Annotated in this window: 22 protein-coding genes and 2 tRNA genes; 14 read left to right on the forward strand and 10 right to left on the reverse strand. The window is 64.0% G+C overall.

What is annotated here, in order from left to right; all coding sequences use genetic code 11:
• Positions 1-136 precede the first annotated feature (136 nt).
• From AB6B38_RS10785 to hemC, 7 genes are all read right to left on the reverse strand, one after another.
• The gene (locus AB6B38_RS10785; protein ID WP_371392859.1) at positions 137-742 is read right to left on the reverse strand and encodes a winged helix-turn-helix domain-containing protein; all 606 of its coding nucleotides are present in this window, start codon (positions 740-742) and stop codon (positions 137-139) included.
• A gap of 89 nt (positions 743-831) precedes the next feature.
• A tRNA-Thr gene (locus AB6B38_RS10790) sits at positions 832-907 on the reverse strand.
• A 533-nt stretch (positions 908-1,440) separates the two neighbouring features.
• Entirely contained in the window at positions 1,441-2,085 is a 645-nt protein-coding gene (udk, locus tag AB6B38_RS10795; RefSeq protein ID WP_371392860.1) for a uridine kinase, read from the reverse strand.
• An 11-nt stretch (positions 2,086-2,096) separates the two neighbouring features.
• Positions 2,097-3,623, reverse strand: a complete 1,527-nt coding sequence (locus AB6B38_RS10800; RefSeq protein ID WP_371392861.1) for a heme biosynthesis protein HemY — start codon at positions 3,621-3,623, stop codon at positions 2,097-2,099.
• Positions 3,620-4,873: a hypothetical protein gene (locus tag AB6B38_RS10805; protein WP_371392862.1), complete on the reverse strand. Its 1,254-nt coding sequence runs from the start codon at positions 4,871-4,873 to the stop codon at positions 3,620-3,622. The genes AB6B38_RS10800 and AB6B38_RS10805 overlap by 4 nt, the downstream gene beginning before the upstream one ends.
• A 40-nt stretch (positions 4,874-4,913) precedes the next feature.
• The gene (locus AB6B38_RS10810; RefSeq protein WP_371392863.1) at positions 4,914-5,642 is read right to left on the reverse strand and encodes a uroporphyrinogen-III synthase; all 729 of its coding nucleotides are present in this window, start codon (positions 5,640-5,642) and stop codon (positions 4,914-4,916) included.
• Positions 5,639-6,607, reverse strand: coding sequence for a hydroxymethylbilane synthase (gene hemC, locus AB6B38_RS10815; protein ID WP_371392864.1), 969 nt, complete (start codon positions 6,605-6,607; stop codon positions 5,639-5,641). The genes AB6B38_RS10810 and hemC overlap by 4 nt, the downstream gene beginning before the upstream one ends.
• Before the next feature lie 50 nt (positions 6,608-6,657).
• Between hemC and tsaD the strand changes: the two genes are divergently transcribed.
• Genes tsaD through AB6B38_RS10830 form a run of 3 tightly spaced genes read left to right on the forward strand, consistent with a single transcriptional unit; the run spans position 6,658 to position 9,118 of the window.
• Positions 6,658-7,788, forward strand: a complete 1,131-nt coding sequence (tsaD, locus tag AB6B38_RS10820) for a tRNA (adenosine(37)-N6)-threonylcarbamoyltransferase complex transferase subunit TsaD (protein WP_371392865.1) — start codon at positions 6,658-6,660, stop codon at positions 7,786-7,788.
• Positions 7,785-8,780: an NAD(P)H-dependent glycerol-3-phosphate dehydrogenase gene (locus tag AB6B38_RS10825; protein WP_371392866.1), complete on the forward strand. Its 996-nt coding sequence runs from the start codon at positions 7,785-7,787 to the stop codon at positions 8,778-8,780. Before tsaD ends, AB6B38_RS10825 begins: the two co-directional genes overlap by 4 nt.
• A gap of 2 nt (positions 8,781-8,782) precedes the next feature.
• Positions 8,783-9,118, forward strand: coding sequence for a Rieske (2Fe-2S) protein (locus tag AB6B38_RS10830; RefSeq protein ID WP_371392868.1), 336 nt, complete (start codon positions 8,783-8,785; stop codon positions 9,116-9,118).
• A 14-nt stretch (positions 9,119-9,132) separates the two neighbouring features.
• Here AB6B38_RS10830 and AB6B38_RS10835 read toward each other — a convergent pair whose 3' ends face one another.
• A complete protein-coding gene (locus tag AB6B38_RS10835) occupies positions 9,133-14,058 on the reverse strand; it encodes an NAD-glutamate dehydrogenase (RefSeq protein WP_371392869.1) in 4,926 nt (1,641 codons plus the stop codon).
• Positions 14,059-14,264: 206 nt separating this feature from the next.
• On the opposite strand from AB6B38_RS10835, the gene AB6B38_RS10840 reads away from it, so the two are divergent.
• The 3 genes from AB6B38_RS10840 to AB6B38_RS10850 all read left to right on the forward strand — a co-directional run bounded on the left by AB6B38_RS10840 (position 14,265) and on the right by AB6B38_RS10850 (position 16,723).
• Positions 14,265-14,954, forward strand: coding sequence for an SDR family oxidoreductase (locus AB6B38_RS10840; RefSeq protein WP_371392870.1), 690 nt, complete (start codon positions 14,265-14,267; stop codon positions 14,952-14,954).
• Between the two features lie 194 nt (positions 14,955-15,148).
• Positions 15,149-15,349 (forward strand): hypothetical protein, encoded by a 201-nt coding sequence (locus AB6B38_RS10845; RefSeq protein WP_371392871.1) that lies wholly within the window; start codon positions 15,149-15,151, stop codon positions 15,347-15,349.
• Between the two features lie 183 nt (positions 15,350-15,532).
• Positions 15,533-16,723, forward strand: a complete 1,191-nt coding sequence (locus tag AB6B38_RS10850) for an IS481 family transposase (protein WP_371395064.1) — start codon at positions 15,533-15,535, stop codon at positions 16,721-16,723.
• Positions 16,724-16,767: 44 nt separating this feature from the next.
• Here AB6B38_RS10850 and AB6B38_RS10855 read toward each other — a convergent pair.
• A tRNA-Gly gene (locus AB6B38_RS10855) sits at positions 16,768-16,842 on the reverse strand.
• 138 nt (positions 16,843-16,980) lie between these two features.
• Between AB6B38_RS10855 and AB6B38_RS10860 the strand changes: the two genes are divergently transcribed.
• The 6 genes from AB6B38_RS10860 (at position 16,981) to AB6B38_RS10885 (ending at position 20,408) form a co-directional block, all read left to right on the forward strand.
• Entirely contained in the window at positions 16,981-17,517 is a 537-nt protein-coding gene (locus AB6B38_RS10860) for a prolyl-tRNA synthetase associated domain-containing protein (protein WP_371392873.1), read from the forward strand.
• A 107-nt stretch (positions 17,518-17,624) separates the two neighbouring features.
• A complete protein-coding gene (trxA, locus tag AB6B38_RS10865; RefSeq protein WP_371392875.1) occupies positions 17,625-18,548 on the forward strand; it encodes a thioredoxin in 924 nt (307 codons plus the stop codon).
• 77 nt (positions 18,549-18,625) lie between these two features.
• Positions 18,626-19,288, forward strand: coding sequence for an LON peptidase substrate-binding domain-containing protein (locus tag AB6B38_RS10870; RefSeq protein WP_371392876.1), 663 nt, complete (start codon positions 18,626-18,628; stop codon positions 19,286-19,288).
• A 40-nt stretch (positions 19,289-19,328) separates the two neighbouring features.
• Positions 19,329-19,547 carry a Trm112 family protein gene (locus AB6B38_RS10875; protein ID WP_371392878.1) on the forward strand — a complete coding sequence of 73 codons (219 nt, stop codon included), beginning with the start codon at positions 19,329-19,331 and terminating at the stop codon, positions 19,545-19,547.
• Positions 19,540-19,869, forward strand: coding sequence for a gamma-butyrobetaine hydroxylase-like domain-containing protein (locus AB6B38_RS10880; protein ID WP_371392879.1), 330 nt, complete (start codon positions 19,540-19,542; stop codon positions 19,867-19,869). The genes AB6B38_RS10875 and AB6B38_RS10880 overlap by 8 nt, the downstream gene beginning before the upstream one ends.
• Before the next feature lie 59 nt (positions 19,870-19,928).
• On the forward strand, positions 19,929-20,408 hold the full coding sequence (locus AB6B38_RS10885) for a YbjN domain-containing protein (protein WP_371392880.1): 480 nt from the start codon (positions 19,929-19,931) through the stop codon (positions 20,406-20,408).
• Between the two features lie 11 nt (positions 20,409-20,419).
• Here AB6B38_RS10885 and AB6B38_RS10890 read toward each other — a convergent pair whose 3' ends face one another.
• Complete coding sequence (locus tag AB6B38_RS10890; protein WP_371392881.1) at positions 20,420-22,171, reverse strand: hypothetical protein; 1,752 nt, start codon at positions 22,169-22,171, stop codon at positions 20,420-20,422.
• A 158-nt stretch (positions 22,172-22,329) separates the two neighbouring features.
• Between AB6B38_RS10890 and AB6B38_RS10895 the strand changes: the two genes are divergently transcribed.
• Together AB6B38_RS10895 and AB6B38_RS10900 are read left to right on the forward strand one after the other, a co-directional pair.
• Positions 22,330-23,031 (forward strand): response regulator transcription factor, encoded by a 702-nt coding sequence (locus tag AB6B38_RS10895; protein WP_371392882.1) that lies wholly within the window; start codon positions 22,330-22,332, stop codon positions 23,029-23,031.
• 10 nt (positions 23,032-23,041) lie between these two features.
• Positions 23,042-24,640: a stimulus-sensing domain-containing protein gene (locus tag AB6B38_RS10900; protein WP_371392883.1), complete on the forward strand. Its 1,599-nt coding sequence runs from the start codon at positions 23,042-23,044 to the stop codon at positions 24,638-24,640.
• Positions 24,641-24,674: the final 34 nt, after the last annotated feature.

The following is a 24,674-nucleotide window of genomic DNA, read 5'->3' on the forward strand; positions in this document are numbered from 1 at the left end:
CCCTAACGCCCCGGCCACTGACGGGCCTTTTATGCACGCGATGATAGGGGAAGACGCGCGAAGGGGAAGGGGGTGGGTGGATGCTTGCCTTGACCGAAACACCACCCGATCCTAGTGGCCCAAGCCAAACAGCAAATTACCAAGCTTTAGAAGCGTGACTAAACCCGCTTTTTATAAGCAAGTCGTAAAATGACTTGCCTTTCTTCTGAATTTTATACTTCCCATCAGAAAAAGTTATTAAATCGTTTACCATAAGAAAATTCAACCATTGGTTCACGTTGGAAAAGGTAAGGCCCCCAGCAAGCTTCTGATGTTTGTGGAAGAGTTGCATAAGATCTTGTTCTGATCTCGGCGCTTCAACCAATAAGCTAATCGCTTCAATTTGAGTGCCAAAAATAAGCCTAAAAATATACTCACTAAATGCTCTACGGTTTGCGCTTGCAATGGCCTGAACCATGACATCATCATCTGGGCAGTTATTTTCTTTCCACGCCTTCACCTCATCAGTCCAAGGCTCAAGCCCTTTTTCAACCAACAGGTTTCCGCCGGTTGAACTTAGAGGGCTGACACCGACAGCACCCTTAGGATTTTGTGGGTTTAATTCGACACCATTAAACCCGGCTTTTTTAATACGCGATAGCAAATCTATTATTTCTGTTCGAAATATGACGACTAAAAAAGCAATGAGTGCTGGCCACATCGCCGCCACTATAATATCCGAGATTATTTGCAATATGGCCATTAGAATTAAGCTTCCGAATTTTATGCAAATTAAAACCCTTGCCGACGGGCAAGTACATGGAATTTACTGATTCTCTTATTATGAAGCAATGGTGCCGCTTGCGTGACTCGAACACGCGACCTACGCATTACGAATGCGTTGCTCTACCAGCTGAGCTAAAGCGGCTTTGCCACGTCGTTTAACGGGCGGGTGCGGGGGCGAGGCGGACGGCCCCTTCCCGGCGGCGCGCAAACTATCCGCGAACGCGTGTCTTCGCAAGCGCGCTTGTGCGTGTGGTGGTGGCGGCGCGGTTTCGGGGCGCGCAGCCGCAGCCTGACATGCGTCTACCCATCAACCGGGTTCCCGGGCTTGCCTGTCCCCGTGAAAACGGGGAACCCGGGATCCAGTCTTTCTCCCGCCTCAACTGGCAAAGTGCGGCGCTCCTGGACTCTGGGTCCCCGCTCGGGGGCGGGGACCCCGGCGGAAAGGCCAGAGCACCCCCTGCAATACCAGATACCAACACCCCAACCTCGTCATCCCCGCGCAGACGGGGATCCAGAGATCGTAGAGCGAGGACAGTGCCAAGTGGCTCTGGGTTCCCGCCTGCGCGGGAACGACGAAAGGTAAGACGGTCTGGCTCTCCGGCGCGCAGCGCCGCAAGCGCGACCGCGCGCCCGCGACTTTTCGCGGAACACCGCAACGCGGACGCGTTGCGAAAACTAAAGACGTTCCCGTATCGCCTCCACAACCGGCTTGGCCAGTGCGTCGAAAAACGCTTCCAGATGGTCGGCCGGGCGGGCCGCCGCCGCGTCATTGCCGATGATGATATCGGCGCAATCGGCATTGGGGTGCGTCCATTCATGGTGCATGGGACGGACCGTGCCCAAATACTGGCCAACGACCGACTGGGCGGTGCGTCCGCGCTCGTTCACATCGCGCAGCAGGCGCCGGGCGAGGCGGATATCGTCGGGCGCATCGACATAGACGCGGATATCAAACAGCTCTTTGAGCCGCGCATCGCAGAAGAGGTGAATGCCCTCCACGAAGATGATGTCACACGGCGCGATGCGGCGCGTATCGGCGCGCCGGCGATGGATGGTGAAATCATAGATCGGCGCATCCACGCTCTCGCCGCGCCGCAGCGCGTCCAGATGATCGGCCAGAAGCGCATGGTCGCGAGAGGCCGGATGATCGAAATTGAAGCGGGCCGCATCAAAGTCCGGCGAGGCACCGTGATCGCCATAATAATCATCTTCGGCCATGACGAGCGCGCTCAGGGGCGCAATGGCGCGGGCGGCGGCGCGCGCAATCTCGGTCTTGCCGGAGGCTGATCCCCCGCTTACCCCCACGATCAGCCGTGCCATACGCTAGCCCTTTAGCCCTTGCCGTCTTCGTCATCGACGCCCGGATCATCGGGCGCAAAGCGCGGACCCGCAGCCGGGGTTTCCTCGCGCTGTCTCGTTTCCCGGTCTGGTAAAGGCGCAGGGGCGATGATGACAGGCCCAGACTCAGTAGAGGGGTCAGTGGCAGGCGGTTCTTTTGCAGCAGGCTTTGGGGCCTCAAGGAGAACCCGGTCCGGGATGGCCTCGGCGATCATCTCAAAGCGCTCATGGCGCGGATGGATCAGCCGCTCCTCATCGCCCCAGGCATAGACCAGGCGCTGCCAGTCGCTCTCGGCAAAATTGAAGGCTTCACCGTCGCCATCAATGTCCGACCAGTCCGGCTCGCCCGGCGCATGGGCGGCGCGGGCGAGATAGCGCTGGGCGGCGTCCTCATCGCCTTCAAGGCGGGTCAGGCGAGCTGCCAGCGTACACACACGCGCCGATAGCGGCGTTTCGGCCAGCAGCGGCGTGATGGCACTGCGCGCAGCCTCGATATTGCGCTGCTGCAGGGCGATGCCGGTGAGCAGCAGGCGCGATTCCCGGTTATCGGGATTGAACTCGGCGAGCGCACGCAGGCGGGCGGCTTTCTTCGTTGCCGTGTCGGACTTGCGAAGCTCGCCATAGACGCGCGCAATCGCCGGGTGGGGGCGCAGCCGCCAGGCGGTTTCAAGTATGTCAGCCGCCTTGCGGTGGCGGCGGCGCGAAGGCAGGAGATCGCCTGCCAGCACGGCGGCGGGCGCAAAGCCGGGCGAAGCGAGCGCCGCCTTCTCGGCCAGCTCTGCGGCCTTTTCTGCGTCGCTCTGGCGGGTCTGGCGCGCCTTGACGGTCAGGATGACGGCACGGCGGCGCGCGGCGCTGTCCGGCGCGATATGGCGGCGCTTCTCGCCCTCGGAGAGGGTTTCCAGCGCCTCATCCCAGCGCGCGGCCGCCACTTGCGCGTTAAACAGGCTGTCAAACGCCCAGCGGGCCGTGCGCGCTTCCGCAAAGGCCTTGCCCGCATGATTGATTACATTGCCGGTCTCGCCTTGCGTTTCGGCCAGCACGGAGAGACCCCGGTGCGCGACAAGGCGGGTCTTGGGGTCTTCCAGCAGGGCCTCGTAATGCCCGCGCGCCGCCAAGAGGTTGCCCGCCGCCTCTGCGGCTCTGGCAGCCAGCAGGCGTGACAAGGCCGGCCGCTCCAGCAGGGCATCGGCGCGTGCGGCCTGCCGCACGGCCAACTCGCCTTCGCCTGCAGCAGCGGCGATCAGCGCGCGTTCGAGCGCATCCACCCCCTGCTCGCGGCGGCGGCGCTGGCGCAGCTTGCGCCAGGCATCGGGCGCGCCCCACATCTTGGCGATCAGCCACCACAATACGGTCAGCAGGAAGGCCGCAACGATCAGCACACCCATGAAGAGCGCAAAGCTGGTCTCGGCCTGCCAGCCAAGAAATTCAAAGCTGGCCGTACCGGGATTGAGGGTCAGCCAGACGGCAAGGATCGCCGTGACGACGCACAAGGCAACGGTGAGGATAAGGCGGATCATGGCGTGCTCCTGCCCGGGGTGGCGTCGCTGCTGAGCGCATTGCGCAGTGTGATGAGACCGGCCTCGATTTCAAGGCGGGCGCGGGCGCGAACCAGCCAGTCAGAGGCCGCTTCAGCTGCCGGGCCTTCCAACCGCCCTGCCGCTTCCACCGCGCCGGAAAGATCGCCGCGCGCAAGGCGGCTTTCAGCCTGACCCACCAGAGCCAGCGCGCTATCGGGGCTGGTATCGGCGGGACGGATTTCAAACAGGCCCAGAAAGCGCCGCGTCTCGCCAGAGGCGGAACGTATGGCCGCTGCGGGGAAGCTCTCTGCCAGCTCATCGGCTGATGGCACACCCCGGCGCGCATGGGGCTGCAGGGCGGCAAGGCCCGGCGCGTTTGGCCACAGCCGGGCCATGTTGGCGCGCTCGGCCTCAAAACTCTCTGAGCCTTGCGCCGCTTCGCGCAAAGCCGTGAAGGCCAGAATGCGCGCCGCCGACCGCTCGACGGCCTCGGCCTCGCCGCCAGCGCTGGCTTCGGCCTCGCTCAGACGGGCTTCGAGCGCATCAAGGCGGGCCGAAAGCCTTTCCCCCGCCTCCTCTATCGCTTCGGATGTGGTGCGCGACAGCTGGCGGTAGGCTTCGCTCTGCCGGTCTTCAGCCGCCGCAAGCTCTGTATCCATGCGGCCATCCTGAGCGGACAGCCGGGCCTCCAGCGTCCTCAGCGCTTCTTCCAGCGGGGCGAGATCAGCCGCTCCGCCGCCAGCCACAGGCCGGTTTTCAATGGCGCTGCGCAGGACATCGATCTCGGCCCGAAGCCCCCCTTCGCGTTCATCCAGCAGGGCTTCCAGCGCGGCCTCATCAAGGCTCGCGCCTGTCTCACCCGCCGGGCGGGCCTCCACCGCCTCCACACGTTCTTCCAGCGCGCGTATCTCGCTGTCGAATGTGCGCAAGGCTTCGGTGGGCACCATTTCGGTCATGGGCCGGTCTTCTGCCGCGTTCAGGCGCGCGTCCAGCCCTGCCAGCTGGCTTTCCAGACGGGCGATCTCTGCGCTGGCATCTGCCGGTTCGCCCTCCTGGTTCAGGCCAGCTGCAAACCAGCCCGCTACCCCGCCAACCCCGCCTGCCAGCACCAGCGCCAGTACAAAACCGGCAAAACGCATCACCGCCTTGCCGCCGCCGGAGCGCTTTTCAGGCTTTGCCGGTTCAAATTCGGCATCGATCGGCTCTGCCTCGCCGGGCGGAGGGGTGTTCTCGGGGGAGTCCGCTTGCATGATCGGGTCTTCGCGCCTTTGGTTCTGCGTCTTGCCCACTCTAGGGTGCGCCGCGCCGCTTCGCCAGTTCATCAAGCGCGGCTAGAAGACTGTTTTCGGCGGGTTGCGCCGCGATATGCGCTTTCAGACCGCGCGTATGCAACGGTACGGCGGCACGCTCCGATATGGCGATGAACTCCAGACGCGCGAGGGCAGCAGTCAGTTCCGCCGCATCCACCAGCGCCAGAAAGCGCGCCGCACCCCGCGCCGAATGGATGAGCACAATGGCCGGACCATCTGCAAGCGCCGCTCTGGCACGGGCGGTCAGCCCGCGCGCCAGCCGTGTGCGGTAAACGGTGTGGGTCGTGGCGCTGAGACCCAGAACCTCCAGCATGCCTGCCAGATCACCGGCCCTGTCCTCGCCGCTCAAATGCAGGACATGACAGCCCGCAGGCAGGGCTCGCGCGATGGTCCGCGCCAGCGCTTCGGCATCCCCGTCAGCGCTGGTGACAGACGCAAAGCCAGCCTCGCGCGCAGCCTTTGCCGTGCCTTCTCCGACTGTAAAAACAGGCAGGTGAAGCAGTGGTCCGATATCGCGGAGGGCCTGCAGCGCATTGGCGCTGGTCAACGCCAGCGCATCCGCGCCATTGGCATGGATGAGGCTGCGCGAGCGCACCACTTGCGAAACCGGGCAGGCAATCGCGGTGAAGCCCATTGCCCGGACGGCCCGGGCGGTGCGGGCATTGCCCGGCTGGGTGCGCGTGATGACGACCGGTCGGCCGGGTTTCATGACCCGGTGCCGGTGAGGATGGCTTCCACCGCCGCCCCTCCATCCTTGCGCAGGGCCTCTCCCAGAGACAGGCCGAACGCGCGGGCCGCTTCAATCTTATCGATCCCGGTTCGCGCATCATCCATGCGCCAGCGCTGCGAGCCGTCGGGTTTGAGCACTTCGGCGGTGAGGTGCAGACTGCCATCGCTAAAAGCTCCATAGGCAGCCAGCGGCGTACGGCAGGAGCCATCCAGCGCTTCCAGCACGCCGCGCTCGGCCGCTATGGCAAGCGCTGTGGGCACATGGTTCAACGGGGCAAGGGCTGCACGGGCCGCATCATCATCGCTGCGGATCGTCACACCGATAGCGCCTTGCGCGGGCGCGGGCAGGCTGTGCGCGAAATCAAGGCCCGGCCAGTCGCCTTCCGGGCGTCCCAGCCGTTTCAGCCCCGCCTTGGCCAGAAACGTCGCAGCGATAGGGCCATCTTTCAGTTTTTGCAGGCGGGTGCCGACATTGCCGCGTAAAAGCGTGATCTGAAGATCAGGCCGGGCATGGAGCGCCTGTGCCTGACGGCGCAAGGAAGCCGTGCCGATCAGCGCACCTTCCGGCAGGCTCTTCAGCGTGCCGGGGCCGGTGGCAGTCAGCAATATGTCTGACGGGTCTTCGCGTTCGAGCACACAAGCCAGCTCCAGCCCGTCCGGCAGATGGGTGGGCACATCCTTCATCGAGTGGACAGCAAAAGCCGCCTTGCCGTCCAGCTGTGCTCGGTCGAGCTCGCGGGTGAAGAGCCCCTTGCCGCCAGCATCCAGCAGTGCCCGGTCGGTGATCTGGTCGCCCGTGGTGACAAGGCCGAGGATCGGAAAACCCCCTTCGATGTCCTCCACACCATGCGCGGCCGCCAGCTGTGCCTGCACCATCAGCGCCTGCGCCATGGCCAGCGGGGAGGTGCGGGTAGCTATCGCCATGACGGGCCGGGAAGCGGTCAAGATGATCTCCGTGAGTTGTCAGCCTGCCGGAGCGGCGCTAACGGATGGGTATGGCGTTATCCCATACCCACCCCGGCGCGCAAGAAGCCCAGCCCGTTACCGTGCTGGGCCTGGAATCGAGCTGTGATGACAGCGCGGCGGCAATTGTGCGCCTGAACCCTGACGGAAGCACGCAAGTTCTGGCCGAGCGCGTCATCAACCAGAATAGCGATCATGCCCCCTTTGGCGGTGTGGTGCCGGAGATTGCCGCGCGCAGCCACGCCGAACGCATGGACCATCTCGCCCGCGAGGTGTTGGAGGAGGCGGGGCTAGGCTTTGACGCGCTCGATGCCATCGCGGCCACCGCCGGTCCCGGCCTCATTGGCGGGGTGATGGCCGCGCTGATGACGGCCAAGGGACTGGCGCTCGGTTCGGGCAAGCCGCTGATCGCGGTCAATCATCTTGAAGGCCATGCGCTTTCGCCACGCCTTGTTGAACCCCTCCCCTTTCCCTGGCTGCTCCTGCTGGTCTCTGGCGGGCATACCCAGCTTTTGAGCGTGGAAGGCGTGGGGCATATGACCCGGCTCGGCTCCACCATCGATGACGCGGCGGGCGAAGCCTTCGACAAATCCGCCAAGGTGCTGGGCCTTGGCTTTCCCGGCGGGCCTGCGCTGGAAAAGCTCGCCGCGCAAGCAACCGACCCGTCACGCTTCCCCCTGCCGCGCATGCTGGCCCACGACAAGTCCTGCAATTTCTCGTTCGCGGGCCTGAAAACAGCCGTGAAGCGCAGCTTTGACGCGCTGGACGCACCGGCAGACGCAGACAGAGCCGACCTTGCCGCCAGCGCTCAGGCCGCCATCGCGGCGCATCTGGCCGAGCGCACGGGCCGGGCGCTCGATCTGTATGCAGAGCAAAATCCTCAAGGCCGGGTGCTGGTCGCGGCAGGCGGTGTAGCCGCCAACCGGGCGGTACGCGAAGCGCTGGTGAAAGAGGCTGAGGCACGCGGCTTCCGCACGCTCTTCCCGCCCTTGAAATACTGCACGGACAACGCCGCGATGATTGCGCTGGCGGGCGCAGAGCGTTTGCGCCTCGGTATCACTGATGATCTTACCGTACCGGCCCGCGCGCGCTGGCCGCTGGATTCCGGTGCAGCCAGTGACGATCCGCTGCTAGGGTCTGGCAAGAAGGGACCAAAGGCATGAGCGCAGGACTGGGCATTATCGGGGCGGGCGCATGGGGCACGGCGCTGGCGCAGGCAGCCGCGCGCGCCGGCACGCCCTCTATCCTTTGGGCGTTCGAGCCGGAGGTGGCAAAAGCCATCAACGAAACCCGCGAAAACCCGGTCTTCCTCAAAGGCGTGACGCTGGATGCAGCCATCCGCGCCACCAATGACGCCGCGGACCTCTCGGCTTGTGATGCCTGGCTAGTCGTCACCCCCGCCCAGCACATGCGCGCCAGCCTTGAAGCCTTCGGCGCACATCTCAAACCCGGCACGCCGGTCGCCCTGTGCTCGAAAGGCATTGAGCGCGGCACACTCAAACTGATGAGCGATGTGCTGGCTGAGACCCTGCCAGAGGCCATTCCGGCTGTCCTCTCCGGCCCGTCCTTTGCCGCCGATGTGGCGCGCGGCCTGCCGACCGCGGTGACGCTGGCCTGCACCGATGCGGGCGCGGGCGAAAAGCTCATCGCCATGATCGGGTCAGCCAGCTTCCGCCCCTATCTGGCCGATGATCTCATCGGCGCGGAGATTGGCGGCTCGGTGAAGAATGTGCTCGCCATCGCGGCAGGCATTGTCGAAGGACGCGGGCTTGGCAAGTCGGCCCATGCCGCCCTCATCGCACGCGGGTTTGCCGAGATGACGCGCCTGGCCGTGGCGCTGGGCGCGCAGCGTGAAACCCTCACCGGGCTTTGCGGGCTGGGTGATCTGGTGCTCACCTGCTCCTCGCCGCAATCGCGCAACATGTCGTGCGGTCTGGCGCTGGGCCGGGGCGAGGCGCTGGCAGACATCATGGCCGCACGCAATTCGGTGACAGAAGGTGTCGCCACCGCGCCCGCCGTCATGGAGCTTGCTGCGCGCCATGGTGTCGACATGCCGATCTGTGAGGCCGTGGCGGCGATTGTGGGCGGGAAGGCCAGCGTCGATGATGCCATCAACGCCCTGCTCTCACGTCCCTTCACCAGCGAGGGCGCGTGAGCATGAGCGATATGCCCCCTCCCGGCACCGTGCTGGGCCGTCTGGACGCCTTAAGTGATCCCGGTGCCTTCCCGTCAGACTATGAGCCTCTGCCCATATTGCTGGTGCGCAAGGGCGATGACGCCTTTGCCTATGTGAATGTCTGCCCGCACCAGGGCCGCCCGCTCTGCCTGCCTTCAGGACGGACACTCATCAGCGAGGAAAGCTTCATCGTCTGCCCGTTTCACGGGGCAAGCTTTGCCATTGAGAGCGGCGCGTGCACGGGCGGGCCCGCCGGAAAGGCAGGTCTCAAACCTGTGCCGGTGGAAGTGAGAGACGGCGAGATCGTCGCCGCCTGACCACTTCCTTCTCCCTATTCCGCCGAAGCGTTCTGCGCCAGCTCACGCAGCTCGGTCGAGGCAATGGCGATCTTGGAGAGCGTCCACCCGCCAGACGCCGACAATTGCTCGATCAGATGATCGGTGCGGTCCACCTCATGGGCGTGCGTCACCTGCCAGGAAGAGACCAGCTCGCCGGCCCATTCCTCTGACGGCTCCTCCACCCCCGCTTTCAGCTTGCCGCCTGCTGCATCGGCGTAGCGGGCAATGGCGGTGGAGATGGCCAGCTGGCTGGCAAACAGATCCTCCACAAGGCGGCGCGTGGCTAGCCTGTCCCAGTGCTGGTCCGAGGTCAGATAGCTGGCGGCAGAGCGCAAGGGATCGAACCCGAAACGCTCCCCGATGGCATGATAGGTGCGCGCCGCCGCCGCTAGCGGCCAGCCTGCCCTAGCGGCCAGATCGATAATGTCCGTGGCGGGGATAAGCGGCTGCAGCAGTGCCGTCTCGCCCGCCAGCTTTGCCGGCGCGCCCTCATCGGTCAGACGCGACCGGCGGCCGGCCACACCGGCCCGCTCATGGCTGGAGAGGATGCTCTCGCCCCATTCGCGCAGCTGGTCAGCGCCTTGCAGGTAACGCGCGATCATGTCGCCGACCGGCGCGGCCTTGCCCGCTTCCTCGGCGCGGGCGCGCCGGGCGAGCCACACCGTCTGCTTGAAGAGCAGGCGGCGCACCTCCTGGTGCAGGCTGGTCTGGGCGCTGGCAGACACCTTGTTGTCGAGCGCATTGATCTTCGCGGTCAGATCATCAATGCGGAAAATCTCCCGCGCCGCGGCAAACGCCTTGGCAATGGCCGGAACATCAGCCCCGCTCAGCTCCAGCGCCCGCTGCAGGAAGTCCGGCCCACCCATATTCACCAGATCATTGGCGATGCGCGTCGCTATGATTTCCCGCTTCAGCCTGTGCCCGTCCATGGCATCGGCAAACTTGTGCAGGGCTTTCGGGAAATAGGTGACCAGCGTATCGGTGAAATGCGGATCGTCCGGCACGTCACAGGCCACGATCTTGTCGAACAGGGCGATCTTCACATAGCTCGTGATGATGGCGATTTCCGGCCGTGAAAGCCCGTCATTCTGGTCTTTCAGCCCTCTTATCGTCTCTGTCGATGGCAGGCCCTCAACCGCCCGGTCCAGACGCCCTTCGGCTTCCAGGCTCTCCATGACGCGCTCATGCACATCAAGATCCTCCGCCGCCCGGTCACGGGCCAGCGTCAGGGTGAGTGTCTGGTCGTAATTATGGCGCAGCACATGCTCGGCCACATCGTCCGTCATGGATTCGAGCAGCTTGTTGCGGTCCTCCCGGCTCATATCGCCCGCACGCATCATCGGATTGAGCAGGATCTTGATATTCACCTCATGGTCGGAGCTGTCGACACCGGCCGAGTTGTCGATGAAATCACCATTCACGCGGCCACCCTTGCGGGCAAAGGCAATGCGGGAGGCTTGCGTCATGGCAAGGTTTGCTCCTTCGCCAACCACACAAGCCCTCATCTCTTCGGCATCAACCCGGATGGCGTCGTTATTCTTGTCACCGACCTGATAGTTCTGCTCAGCGGCGGCCTTCACATAGGTACCGATCCCGCCAAACCACAGAAGTTCCACCTCGGCTTTCAAAAGCGCATGCAACAGCTCGTTTGGCGTCGCGCTCTTGCCTTCAAGCCCGGTCAGACAGCGTATCTCGTCATTGAGCGGGATGGCTTTGGCAGAGCGCGAGAACACGCCCCCATCCTTCGAGATCAGCTTGGTGTCGTAATCCTGCCAGCTGGAGCGCTCCATATCGAACAGGCGCTTGCGCTCCTTCCAGCTGGCTTCGACGTCCTGCGGATCAGGATCGATGAAGATGTCGCGATGGTCGAACGCGGCCAGCAGACGGATCTGCTTTGAAAGCAGCATGCCATTGCCGAACACATCGCCGGACATGTCACCGACGCCGATAACGGTGAAGGGCTCGTTCTGGATATCCTTGCCCCGCTCGCGGAAATGGCGCTTGACCGATTCCCACCCGCCGCGCGCGGTGATCGCCATTTTCTTGTGGTCATAGCCAGCAGAGCCGCCCGACGCGAAGGCATCGCCCAGCCAGAAATCATATTCGTCCGTGGCGACCGCGTTGGCGATATCGGAAAAGCTGGCCGTACCCTTGTCGGCGGCCACCACCAGATACGGGTCTTCCCCGTCCCAGCGCACCACATCCTTTGGCGGCACCACATTGCCGTCCGCATCAAGATTGTCGGTGATATCAAGAAGCCCGCGCAGGAAGGTGCGGTAGCTCTCCTTGCCTTCTGCCATGAAGGCATCCCGGTCAGACGGTTTGGGCAATTGTTTGGGATAGAAGCCGCCCTTGGAGCCGACCGGCACAATGACCGCGTTCTTCACCTGCTGGGCCTTTACCAGACCCAGAACCTCGGTGCGGAAATCCTCGCGCCGGTCCGACCAGCGAAGTCCGCCGCGCGCAACAGGGCCAAAGCGCAGATGCACGCCCTCCGCGCGCGGGCTCCACACGAAAATCTCGCGATAGGGCTTGGGCGCGGGCAGGTCACGCAGCTTGCGGCTGGCGATTTTCAGCGAAATCCAGGGCTTGGGCTGACCGTCCTTGCCCGTCTGGTAGAAATTGGTGCGCAGCGTGTACTTGATGAGCTTGACCAGCCGGCGCAGCGCCTTGTCATGGTCAAGGCTGGAGACCGCGTCCAGCTTGCCGCGCAATTCCTTCTCCAGTGCCGCCGATTTTTCCTCACGCGCCTTGTGGTCAAGATCAAGCGAGGGATCAAAGCGCAGACGGGCAAATTCCAGCAGGCAGCGCGCGATCTCGGGGTGCCCGCTAAGCGCCTCTTCCTGGATGGATTGCGACGGGTCCATGCCCGATTGCTGGCGGTAGCGCGCGCAGGTGCGCAGGAAAGCCGCCTCGCGCCAGCTCACCCCGATAGCCGGCACCAGCGTGTTGAACCCGTCATCTTCGGTGCGCCCGTCCAGCACGGCCAGCACCGCATCCTCAAACAGCGGGGCCAGCGTTTCCAGCTCTGCAAAGGTCCCCGAACGCGCACCTACTTCAAACTCGTGCACCCACAGTGTTTCGCGTTCCTCGCCCTCACGTGCACGCTGAACCGGATAGCCCGCCTCCGCCTCGACATGCAGGCCGAGATTTTCCAGCACGGGCAGCACCCGCGACAGGGCCAGCATCTGGCTGCGGCTATAGAGCTTCACGCGCAGATGCGCCTCGTCATCATCGGCGTCGCGATAGACACGCGCCTCGCGCGGCTTGTCAGCCGACAGCCTTTCAAGCCGCGCAATATCAGCGAGCGCCGCAGCAGGCTCGTAACGCTCGCGATAGCCAGCCGTATAGCCCTCCAGATAGGTGCGTACCGCACGCAGGGAATCGGCATCGCCATCGCGGCGCGCCTCGGCTTCCAGCTCGTCTTCCCAGGTGCGCGCCAGCAGCGCGATCTCACGCTCGAGCTCGGCCGGATCGGGCTCTGGATGGTTGAAGGGATCAAGACCGATGATGAAGTGGACACGCGCCAGCGCCCCGTCGCCAAACATCGGATAGAAGGCCGACAGACGGCCATTGAAGGCTTTGCGGATCAGCTCGCCTGCCTCCACCCGCACCCGCGTGTTATAGCGGTCCCGCGGCACGTAGAGCAGAACCGACACGAAGCGGTCAAACTGGTCACGGCGCAGGAAGAGCCGGGTACGCGGGCGGTCAAACAGGTGCAAAATGCCCTGGCTGATTTTCAGCAAATCCTCTTCAGAGGTCTGGAACAGCTCGTCGCGCGGATAATTCTCGACAATGTGCTGGAGCTTTTTCGCCGAGTGCGAGCCGGGTGCCTTGCCCGCCTTGTCCAGCACGCGCCGCACTTTTCGCCGGATCAGCGGGACATCGCGCGCCATCTGGTCATAGGCTTCAGCCGTGAACAGGCCGACAAAGCGCGTCTCGCCAACCACCGCACCATCATCGCGGTAGCGCTTGACCCCGATATAATCCATGTAGACGCGCCGGTGGACGCGGCTTTTCATATTGGCCTTGGCCACGATCACCGGGCTGGGCGCGCGCAGGAAAGCCTCGATTGCGGGCACGATGACCAGCGGCTCGGAGGTACGGCGCAGCACCGTGCGGTCAGGATCGCGCAAAATGCCCTTGCCGCTGTCTTTGAGAATTTCCGGCTCGCGCGAGCGCAGATTGCCCGCCTCATCGACATCAAACCCGTAGGCCCGGCAGCCAATGAAGGCGAAATGGTCATCACGCAGCCAGCTCAGGAAGGCGAGCAATTCCTCCACCTCCTCGCGCGGCGCAAGGGTGTTGGCCGCTTTGAGATGCTCCAGGCATTCATCCATGCGCGCGCGCATGTCGCGCCAGTCCTCGACCGCCTCGCGTACATCGCTCAAAGTGGCGCTCACCTCGGCTTCCAGCGCCTCGCGGGCTGCCTTGTCGAGCACATCGACATGCACCTGGATCATGGATTCGGCCACGACGCGCCCGGACCCGTCAGAGCGCTTGCCATCCTCGTCCCGGCGCACCTGCACGATCGGGTGAACCATGGCGAGCACATCAAGGCCCTGTGAGGCGATCTCGCCCATCACCGAATCAACCAGGAAGGGCCGGTCCCGCCCGATAACCTCGACGATATCGCGCCCCAGGGGCTTGCCGTCCTTGCCGGTGCCCTCGCGCACGCGCACCTTGATCTTGTCGCTGGTGCGGGTCGCGGCGAACTCCCAGAAATCCCCGGAAACGGTCAGCGCATCATCAAGCGCAATGCCCTGCAGATCGTCAGAGAGCGAGTCTTCCCAGACCTGTCCGGCAAAGCTCTCCGCCGCATCATCCAGCGCGCCGAAGCGGGCCTTCCACTGCTTGCGGGCGGCTTTGAGGAACTCATCACGATCAAAGGCATGGGCGGAACTGACGACGGCGGTCATGCTCGGGGACGCTCCGTTTCAAACAGGCAGGTGCGCACCAGAGCGGCGCGCCGCAAATTATGCTGCCAGCCTAGCTGCACCGTTGCGCCATTCAAGCGATGAACGCCACTGCCGCATGATGAACACCAAGGCTGGACCAATTGGCGCGCGGTGTGGTTCGTTGCGAACCTGAAAACAAGTCCTTTTTCTGCGGAGACTGTCGAAACATGCCCCACATGCTCATCACCGGCGCCAATCGCGGCATTGGTCTGGAACACACACGCGTGCTGCTCTCGCGCGGCTGGCATGTCAGCGCGGCCTGCCGCAACCCTGACAAGGCCAGCGATCTGAAGGCGCTTGATCCAGGCGACGGGCGCCTGAAAATCCTTGCCTATGATGCGGGCAAGGCCGGTGCGGCCGACGCGCTGAAAGCCGAAGTGAGCGGCCCGATCGACATTCTCTTTGCCAATGCGGGCGTATTCGGCCCCAACGACCAGAGCTTTGGCAATAGCGATTTTGACGCCATCACCCGGACCCTGCAGGTCAATGCCATCGCCCCGCTGAAACTCGCCGAGGCGTTCGCAGATCAGGTGGCCAAGTCCCAGCTCAAAGTGATGGCCCTGCAATCAAGCCGCATGGGCTCCATCGCGGACAATACCAGCGGCGGCTACTACGCCTACCGGGCATCCAAGGCAGCGCTTAACGCCATCGGCAGGTCGCTGAGCGTTGATCTCAAACCCAAGGGCATCATCACCCTCATCTTCCATCCCGGCTGGGTGAAGACCGATATGGGCGGTGCTGGCGGCACGCTGACCGTCAATGAATGCGTGGAAGGCCAGCTTGATCTCATCGCACGCGCCAATCCGGCCATGAATGGCCGCTTCTTCCATGTCAGCGGCGAAGATCTCGATTGGTAAAAGGAAAAGCGGGCGCTGCCAGACGGGGACAGGACAGTCCGGCAGCGCCCTTCGGGTCTCACGATGGCAGGCTGGGGACGCACAAACGGAGACCCGCCTGTCTATACGCCGACCGCACGCAGGCGGATCAGTGGCGGAACAGAAAGCCGGGCAGACGGGTTCTTTAAAGCACGTAACGCTCACAGGAGCCCGGCATGACCGGCCACAAACCCCGACCAGTACCGACGCCCAAACCCGTTCCGCCATCAAAACGGCGCCCCCGCAAGTCCGCCCGTGAAAAGGCGCTCGACGAGGCGCTGGAGGAAAGCTTCCCGGCCTCTGATCCGCCCTCCATAACCCCGCCGGCAAACCGGGAACCGGATGACGGCAGCCGGGAAAAGCGCACGAAGGATTGAGGCGCAGGCGGAAATTGCACCCGGTTCACACAAGCAGGTATAATGGCTTGCACGAAAGCTCTGCCTCACGCCGGCAGACGGAATTCACAAAATTTCGGGATCAGGTCTGAGCGACCTGAGAGATAGGTGACGGAACGTACCGGACACATGGGTCACACTTTTGGCTTTGGGCTGGAGGTGGAGATGCCGTGGAAGGAGTGTTCGGTAATGGATGAGCGTGTTCGGTTTGTCGGCCGTCTTCTGGATGGCGAGAGCATGAGCGAGGTCTGCCGCCAGTTCGGCATCTCGCGCAAGACCGGCTACAAGATATGGGGCCGCTACAGGCAAGAGGGTCTGGAGGCGCTGTGCGACCGCTCGCGCCGCCCGGTGCGCTACGCCAACCAGCTGCCTGACCAGATCGAGCGGCTGATCGTGGAAGCCAAGCGCGAGAAGCCTCACTGGGGCGCCAGGAAGATCCGCGAGTTGCTGGTGCGCAAGCTGGCCGGTGATGTGCGCATCCCGGCCAGGAGCACCGTCCATGCGGTGCTTGACCGGCACGGCCTGGTCAGCCGGTCGCGCAAGCGGCGCACGGCCAACAAGGCCGTGGGCACGGCGCTGTCGCAGGCCTTTGAGCCCAACGATCTGTGGTGCGCCGACTTCAAGGGTGAGTTCAAGCTGGGCGACGGGCGCTATTGTTACCCCCTGACCGTCACCGACCAGGCCTCGCGCATGATCCTGGTTTGCGAAGCCCTTGAGAGTACCAAGGAGCGGCCCGTCATCGAGACCTTCGTGAGCGTGTTCAGGGAGCGCGGCCTGCCAGCCGCCATCAGAAGCGATAACGGCCTGCCCTTCGCCAGCCCCAACGGGCTCTACAACCTGTCGCGGCTGTCCGTGCTCTGGCTCAGGCTCGGCATCGCCATCGAGCGCATCAGGCCCGGCCATCCCCAGCAGAACGGCCGCCACGAGCGCATGCACCGGACCCTGAAGCAGGAAACTGCCCGCCCGCCGGGCATGAACGCCCTTCAGCAGCAGGCCCGGTTCGACGCATTCGTCAGCGAGTTCAATACAGAACGCCCGCACGAAGCCATCGCCATGAAGACGCCGGGCGAACTCTACACGCCCGCCTCAAGGCCATGGCAGGGACTGCAGGAGATCGACTACCCCCTCCACGACAAGGACATTCTGGTCACCGCATGCGGGCGCATCTGCATGCACCGCAAGAAGATCAACATCTCAACCGTGCTCGCCGGCCAGAAACTCGGAATCAAGGAAGTCGACGACGGCATCTGGCTCGTCAGCTTCATGACCTACGATCTGGGATATATCGACCTGGAACAGAAAACCCTGCAGACTATCGACAACCCGTTCGGCACGCGGGTGTCACCCATGTCTTAGGTACAATCCGTTACCTATGTCTCCGGGTCGTACAGTCCGGCAAATGGAGCGGGCGATGAGATTCGAACTCACGACCCTCACCTTGGCAAGGTGATGCTCTACCCCTGAGCTACGCCCGCTCATATGCGTTACCGGGGCTGGCCACTAGGACCAGAGGGCGCGGTATATCGCGCATCGCTGATCGTTTGGCAAGCCTTCACTGCCGCGTTCAATTCATCTCTTGCATTCGCGCCGCCGGACGGGGCAGGAAGGAGGCCATGACAGCTTCGCTTACGCCCCTGCCGCTGCCCGCCCCGCCCGTGACCCGCGAGAGTCTGCTCAGCTTTCTCGATGCGCTGGGCATTGCCCACACCACGCACGATCACGCGCCGGTCTTCACTGTGGCCGAGAGCGACCAGATCAAGGCGCACATGCCCGGCGGCCACACCAAGAACCTGTTTCTCAAAGACAAGAAGGGCAATCTCATCCTCATCTCGGCAGAGCACTCGACGACAATCGAGCTAAAACGCCTGCATGAGCGCCTCAGCTGCGGACGGCTCTCCTTCGGGTCGGCAGAACGGCTGGAAGACTCGCTGGGCGTAACCCCCGGCTCGGTGACAGCCTTTGCCCTCGTCAACGACCCGGAGCGCCGCGTGCGCTTCATTCTCGATGCCGCGCTGATGGCGCATGAGACGCTGAATTTCCATCCGATGAAAAATGATGCCACCACGGCCATATCGCGCGCCGGACTGCTGGCCTTTCTGGCCGCGCTGGGCCGGGAGCCTGAAATCATGGATTTCACGGCCGGGGCCTGACGGCCCACTTGCAGTCTTGCCTCTGTCGGTCCACCTAAGGCGCGACACACCGACACTCCGGGATGCCCCTTTTGCGCCCCGGACAGGAACTCCAGGGATCAGACGTCATGCAGATTTTCGGCAATCAGCCTGCTACCGGCCCAGCAGAACCCGCCGCCACCGGCCATGTGAAGGACTCCACCGACCAGAGCTTCATGGCCGATGTGGTTGAGGTCTCAAAGCAGGTCCCGGTCCTGGTCGATTTCTGGGCGCCCTGGTGCGGTCCGTGCCGCCAGCTGGGCCCCGTCATCGAAAAGGCCGTCAACGCGGCGGGCGGCAAGGTGAAGCTGGTCAAGATCAATATCGACGAGAACCCGCAAGTGGCAGGTCAGCTGCGCATCCAGTCCATCCCCGCCGTGCTGGCCTTTGTAAACGGCCAGCCGGTGGACGGCTTCATGGGCGCGCTGCCTGAAAGCCAGGTCACCGACTTCATCAAGCGCATAAGCGGCGAGATCGATGAAGCCGCGCTCGACGACGTGCTGGCACGCGCCGAAGAGGCGCTGGCACAAGGCGATGCGGGCGGCGCAGCGCAGGATTTCGCCGCTGTCCTGCAGGCGGCCCCGGAAAACACCCGCGCGCTTGCGGGCATGGCGCGGGTATTCCTCTCGCAGGGCGACCGGGAGGGTGCTGAAGGCGTTCTGGCACAGGTGCCGCCAGCCAAGGCCGGCGATCCGGCCATCGCCGGGGTGCGCGCCGCCATGGAACTGGCCAGTGAAGGCGAGGATGCGGGCGATCCGGCCGATGCGCGAGCCGCGCTTGAGAAAGCGGGCGGCAAAGGTGCGGCCCTGCGCTATGATCTCGCCCGCGCGCTGATCGGTGCAGGCGATCTGGAAGGCGCTGCCGCCCAGCTTCTCGACTCCATTGCCGAGGACCGCGAATGGAATGAAGGCGCGGCCCGCCAGTTATTGCTGCGCGTCTTTGATGCCGCCGGACAGACATCAGAGCTGACAAGGGCCGGGCGCAAGCGCCTGTCCTCCATCCTGTTCAGCTAGCAGGCTGGCTGGAGGCGCGCGTCGGCCTATCTCTCTGAGTAGACGCGCCGCGAAGATCAGGAGGCCCGCGAAAACACATGCCCGTACATCCCGCCCTGCCGGACACGCTGCCGCTCTTTCCCATACGCGGCTGCATACTCCTGCCCGGCGAGGCTCTGCCCCTGAACGTGTTCGAGCCGCGCTATCTCAACATGGTCGATGATGCGATGAGCGGAAACGGGTTTATCGGCATGATCCAGCCGCGCGAAACCGGCCCTCGTGACCTGCCTGATCTGGAACGCGTCGGCACGGCCGGGCGCATCGCCAAACACTCCGAAACCGAAGATGGCCGCTATCTCATCGTACTGGTGGGCGTATCGCGCTTCACCCTCACCGCCCAGCCGCGGATGAAGACACCCTACCGCGTCGGGCGGGCAGACTATGCGGGATTTGAGCACGATATTGACGGGCCGCAGGCCGACGAGGCGGGCGTGGACCGGGCAGGTTTCCTCGCGCTGCTCAAACGCTTTTTCGATCATGCCGGGATTGAGGCCGACTGGGCCTCCATGGATGGGGCGCCCCTGTCAGCCATTACCGGCAAGGTGGCCATGGCCGCGCCCTTCGACGCGGCGGCCAAGCAGGCCCTCCTGCAGGCTTCCAGGCCCTGTGTGCGGCGCGAACTTCTGGCCACGCTGATGAGGCGCGTGCTTGAACAGGCCGGACTGGCCCCGCCCGATGACCCCTCAAACCGGCTGCACTAGACTTGCCGGACACACCGGCTTTGCCTTAAACACGCTGGCCATGAGCACCGAGAAAACCACCGACACACCCAATCCGCGCCGGTCCGCCCATGTGGACCCGAAATTGCTGGAAATCCTTGTCTGTCCGGTCACACGCCAGACGCTGGAATATGACCGCGAGGCAGGCGAGCTGATTTCCCGCGCGGCGGGCCTTGCCTATCCGGTGCGCGAGGGCGTGCCGGTCATGCTGCCCGAAGAGGCGCGCCAGATAAATGGCTGACCCGGCCCGCTCGCCCTGGCCGGTCCGGCTGGCCTTCCAGGCACGGGCAAAAAACCTGCGTGCCAGCTTTGATGATGGCGCGGTGTTCGACATTCCTTACGCGCTCCTGCGCCGCGAAAGCCCCTCTGCCGAGGTGCAGGGCCATGGTCCCGGCCAGAAGCGCGCCGTCCCTCATGCTGATCGCGTCACCATCACCGCGGCAGAGCCGGTCGGGCGCTATGCGGTGCGGCTGGTCTTCGATGATGGCCATGATAGCGGGATCTATTCATGGACCCTGCTGCGCACGCTGGGCGAAGCGGCGCAAAGCGCCCCGCAATCCTGATTTGCCAGCACGGACCTGAGCCGTCACACTCCCTCGGCAGCAGCTTGCAGGACATGCACATGACCCTGATTATCCGCGCCCTTCTGGCCACGGCCGTTGTTGCTGTGTGTGCCACACCGGCGCTCTCACAAGACACCCATCCGGTGATCGAGCGTATTGATGCGCAAGGTCTGCGCGCACTGGTCACAGGACTTGGCCACGACGTCACCAACGAGGCGGTTACCGAGGAGGGTCAGCCAATCCTGACAGCCACAACCGGGAATATGAATTACATGGTAGCCGGCACGGTCTGCGAGAACGGGCAGTGTCAGGGGCTTCTCACCGAGCTGGTCTTTACCAACACCCCGGCCAGTCTCGAGATCGCCAACCAGGTCAATCAGACCTATGCCGCGATCAAGCTGGTCGTTGTGGATGATGATAGCGTCGTCTTCTCACGCTATGACGTGCTGAACGGGGGAACGACACTCGGCGCACTATCCACTTCAGTCAGCACGCTGCTGGATATAGCCGCCAGCATCGTTCAGACCTCTGACGAATAGCCGGCCCGCCGTCAGGACGGGGCGTCGGCCATGGCGGCCATTTCATCATCATCAGCAGGTTCAGGCGCCGGGGCAGGCCGGGGAGCGGGCTGTATGCGCGCCAGCAGGCTTTGCAGTTCCTGCAGCTTGGCCGGACCGTTCTCGGCGCGCGCTTCGGCCCGTCCCATTTCTGACGACAAAAGCCGCATGGCGCGCGCCTGTGCGTCCTGCTGGCAGCGCCCCAGGGGCAAAATGTCCTGCGCCGCCAGACGCAACAGGCCGGCGGCCCGGTCAAGGGCTGGCAGGTTTGACGCAGTGATGCGCTCAAAAAGCTGGTTGTCGTGAATGATGGCAATGCCCAGCTGGTCGAACACATCGCTCATTTCCAGCTTCGCCTCTTCGGGAAACGTGCCTTTCAAGGCCCGCTTTTGCAGCGATGAGAGCGTTGCCAGGCGTTCAAACGGCTGGCCGGGTCCCTTGGTAAACCAGCTTACCGATTTTTGTGATGAGAGTTTTGCCCGCACGTAAGCAGCAAGCTTCACCTTGTTCTGCTCGCCCACCAGATTGTCTTCCATCGACAAAAGCCGGGTGATCTCGTCAGCTGGCGTGACGGCATCTTTGAGCGCCTCTTCAATGGATTCAGGCGCAAGCAGGCGCGCCGAGCGCACCGTGAACGCCTCCACCAGCGCCTCGGGATTGAGGTGTTCGCCCGATGCCGCGATCAGGCGCTGGGCCAGAGACCGCGCCAGCGCGATCTCCTCAAGGACATTGTCAGGCTTGAAGCGTTTGGGCTGGCGCAGGGCATCAAGCACACGCCGCGCAATCTCGCCCTTGCTGCCGGGCAATTGCCTTGCCTCGAACTTTGACGCCAGCCGGCGCGCATTATCGGGCGCGCCGGTCATGCTGGGATGGGTCTGGGTGCCGGCAAACACGCTGGTCAGGCGCTCGACATGTGCGCCCAGATCCCGGCTCTGGCCGAGAATCTGGTTTAGCGCCCGGTCGAAGGACAGCATCTCGGCCAGAAACGCGTCCGCCTCTTTGGCCGCGAAGGCGCGCGCGTCAGGGTCCTCAGGCAGATCATCATGGAAATCGAGCAGCATCTCGGCCTTGCGCGCCATGCCGGACGCATTGGCAAGACGTTCGGCGATGGCCCGGCGCAGGCGCGTCTCCGCGCTGCCTTCGGCGTGGATTTTCTCCGTCAGCTCCCGGAAACTGGCCGTCTTGGGGTCCTGCGCCTTGCGCTTGGCATCCTTGCGCGCCTTTTCGATGGCCTTTTCGACCAGCTCGGTCAGCAGGCGGACATAGGCGTGAACCGACGCGTCGGAGTTTTGCGAGCGCGCAATCGCCACTTTCTGGATGGCGTGCTGCAGATCGCTCTCGCACGCATCGAGCGCCTCAGCCATGTCAGGCCGGTAGAGCAGCTCCAGCGGGCAGATTTCCTGGCGCTCCAGCCATTGGGCAAGAGCGCGGCGCATGGTGTCGCGTGCGGCAGGCCCCGCCAGGTCTTCCGGCGTCACGCAAGGCAGGGTCGCTTCGCCGGTCTTGGCGTCGGGCACGCTGAAGCGCTCCGCGCCCACTTCGTGAATCGTCACCGAGGAGAATGTGCCGCTTGCCTCGCTCCAGGTCTCGCGGGCCACCCGCGACGAGCCACGCGGCGCCTTGGCGACCAGCCTGTCAGCCAGCGCAATCGCGTCGGTGCGCTCGTTGACGGCTTCCACCAGCACCCATTCAGCCTTGGGATGCTTCTTGAAGAAAACCTCGAAATGGACTTTTCCGGAGGCCATGAAGTCAGCCTGCCCCTGATTATTTCCCCGCAGCTTGCCACACTGGCGCGTTATGCTTAACCGCTCGTAACCACCAGGATCGTTTCAAGCCCCTTGCTCCCGCCGGGCAGCGCTGTAGGTTTGGGGTGACCTGCTCGTGTCAGAGGAACACAACCCGCATGGCCCAGATCGCCCTTGTCGATGATGACGAGAACATTCTCACCTCGGTCTCTCTCTTTCTGGAGGGCGAAGGCTATCAGGTCCAGACCTTTACCGATGGCGTCGACGCGCTGGGCGTGCTGGCCGACAACCCGCCCGATCTGGCCATTTTCGACATCAAGATGCCGCGCATGGACGGGCTGGAATTGCTGCGCCGCGTGCGCCAGAGCTCAAACCTGCCGGTCATCTTCCTGACCTCGAAGGATGGCGAGTTTGACGAGGCGCTGGGGCTCGATCTGGGCGCCGATGACTATATCGCCAAGCCCTTCTCCCATCAGCTTCTGGCCAAGCGCATCAAGGCGGTCCTGCGGCGCGCCCAGCCCGATGATGCCGATCTGCCGGCCGGCGAGACCGACCAGAAGGCGCTGGTGCGCGGCTCGCTGACCCTTGATCCCAACCGTCACGCCTGTCTGTGGAACGGCAAGCCGGTGCGCCTGACCGTCACCGAGTTCCTGATCCTGCAGGCGCTGGCCAACCGGCCGGGCTATGTGAAGAGCCGCGATAATCTCATGGACGCGGCCTATGACGATCAGGTCTATGTCGATGACCGCACGATCGACAGCCACATAAAGCGCATCCGCAAGAAATTCCGTGTCGTGGACGACAGTTTTGACGGGATCGAGACCCTGTATGGCGTCGGATACCGCTACAAGGAGGCGTGAGCCGGGGCGGTTGCGCGCCCGGCTGGCCCAGCTTCCCTCGACGCTGCGTCAGGCGCTGTTTTCGCGCCTTGCAGCGAGCATTCTCGTTGCCAATCTGTTTGCGCTGGGGCTTCTGGCGCTCGGCACGCTGGCGCTCATCGAGAACCGCACCGGCCTGATCGATGCCAAGGTCGACTCGCTGACCCAGCAGGCCGACATTATCCGCAATGTCATCACCGAGACAGCGGTCGAAGGCTCGCCTGAACCTGTGCTCAATGCGCGTATCGCCGCTGAGGTGCTGGCCCGGCTCTACGTGCCCGAAGGCACGCGCGCGATGATCCATGGGCCGGAAGGACGCCTCGCGGCCGACAGCTATCTGAGCGCCGGGCGGGTCAGTGTAGAGCTTCTGCCGCCGCCCGGTCATCGCGATGTGGAGGGCTTTTTCACCGGTCTCTGGCGTATGGCGCGCGACTTTGTCGGCGGCTTCTTTCTGCCTGCAGAGGAGCGCGAAGCGCGCGAACGCTCGCTGGGTGAGGAAATCGCCCTTGCCCAGACAACCGGAGAGGCGGTGGCCGGCGTACGCCGTGGCCGCTATGGCGAGCGCGTCGTCTCGGTGACGCTGGCCATAGCGCCGGTCCAGACCATTGTCGGCTCGGTGACCTATGAGTCCTATGACTATGACGCGCTCATCGCCGCTGACCGGGTGGCCATCCTGCCCTATCTGGGCTTTGCCGCGCTCATCATTGTCGCCTTCGGGGCTTTGCTGGCCTTGCGTATCGCTGGCCCGGTAAAGCGCCTGTCTGACGCGGCGCGCAGCGTTCAGTTGGCGGGCGGCAGGCGCGTACCCCTGCCGGACTTCTCGCGCCGGGGCGACGAGATTGGCGATCTGGAGCAGGCGTTCCGGGCGATGACCGATGCGCTCTATGACCGGCTGGATGCGATTGAGAGCTTTGCCGCCGATGTCGCCCACGAGATCAAGAACCCGCTCACCTCCATCCGCTCGGCCGCCGAAGTGCTGGTGCGCGCGCGCGATGACAGCGCCCGCGAGCGCCTGGTCAGCGTGATCCAGAAGGATGTGCAGCGCCTCGACCGGCTGATAACCGACATTTCCAACGCCTCAAGGCTCGATGCCGAGCTGGCACGCGATCAGGTAAGGCCGGTGGATCTGGTACGCCTGATCCGCGATATCGTGCGTGTCTACGTGGATGGAGAGCGGGCCTCATCGTCCCAGCTCGTCGTTGAAACCAGTCTTGCCGAAGCCTTTGTCGGCGCGCGCGAGGAACCGCTGGGCCGCGTCTTCACCAATCTGATCGACAATGCGCTGACTTTCTCGCCGCCCGGCGGCACGGTGAGCATCACCATCCGCCGTGGTCAGGGTCAGGCCCGCGAGCGCTTTATCGTCACGGTGGAGGATGAGGGGCCTGGCATCCCGCCCGAAGCGCTGGAGACCATCTTCAACCGCTTCTACACACAGCGCCCGGCTGGCACGGCCTTTGGCACCCATTCCGGCCTGGGCCTAGCCATTGCCCGCCAGATCATTACCGCCCATGGCGGGACGATCCACGCAGAAAACCGGACCGCCCCGGCGAGCGGCGCGCGCATGGTGATCCAGCTGCCAGGCGTGTCCTGAAAGGCACGCCTGTGGCCGCGTTACAAGAGGCCCC

This window comes from Glycocaulis abyssi (assembly GCF_041429775.1).
Classification (GTDB): Bacteria; Pseudomonadota; Alphaproteobacteria; order Caulobacterales; family Maricaulaceae; genus Glycocaulis; species Glycocaulis abyssi.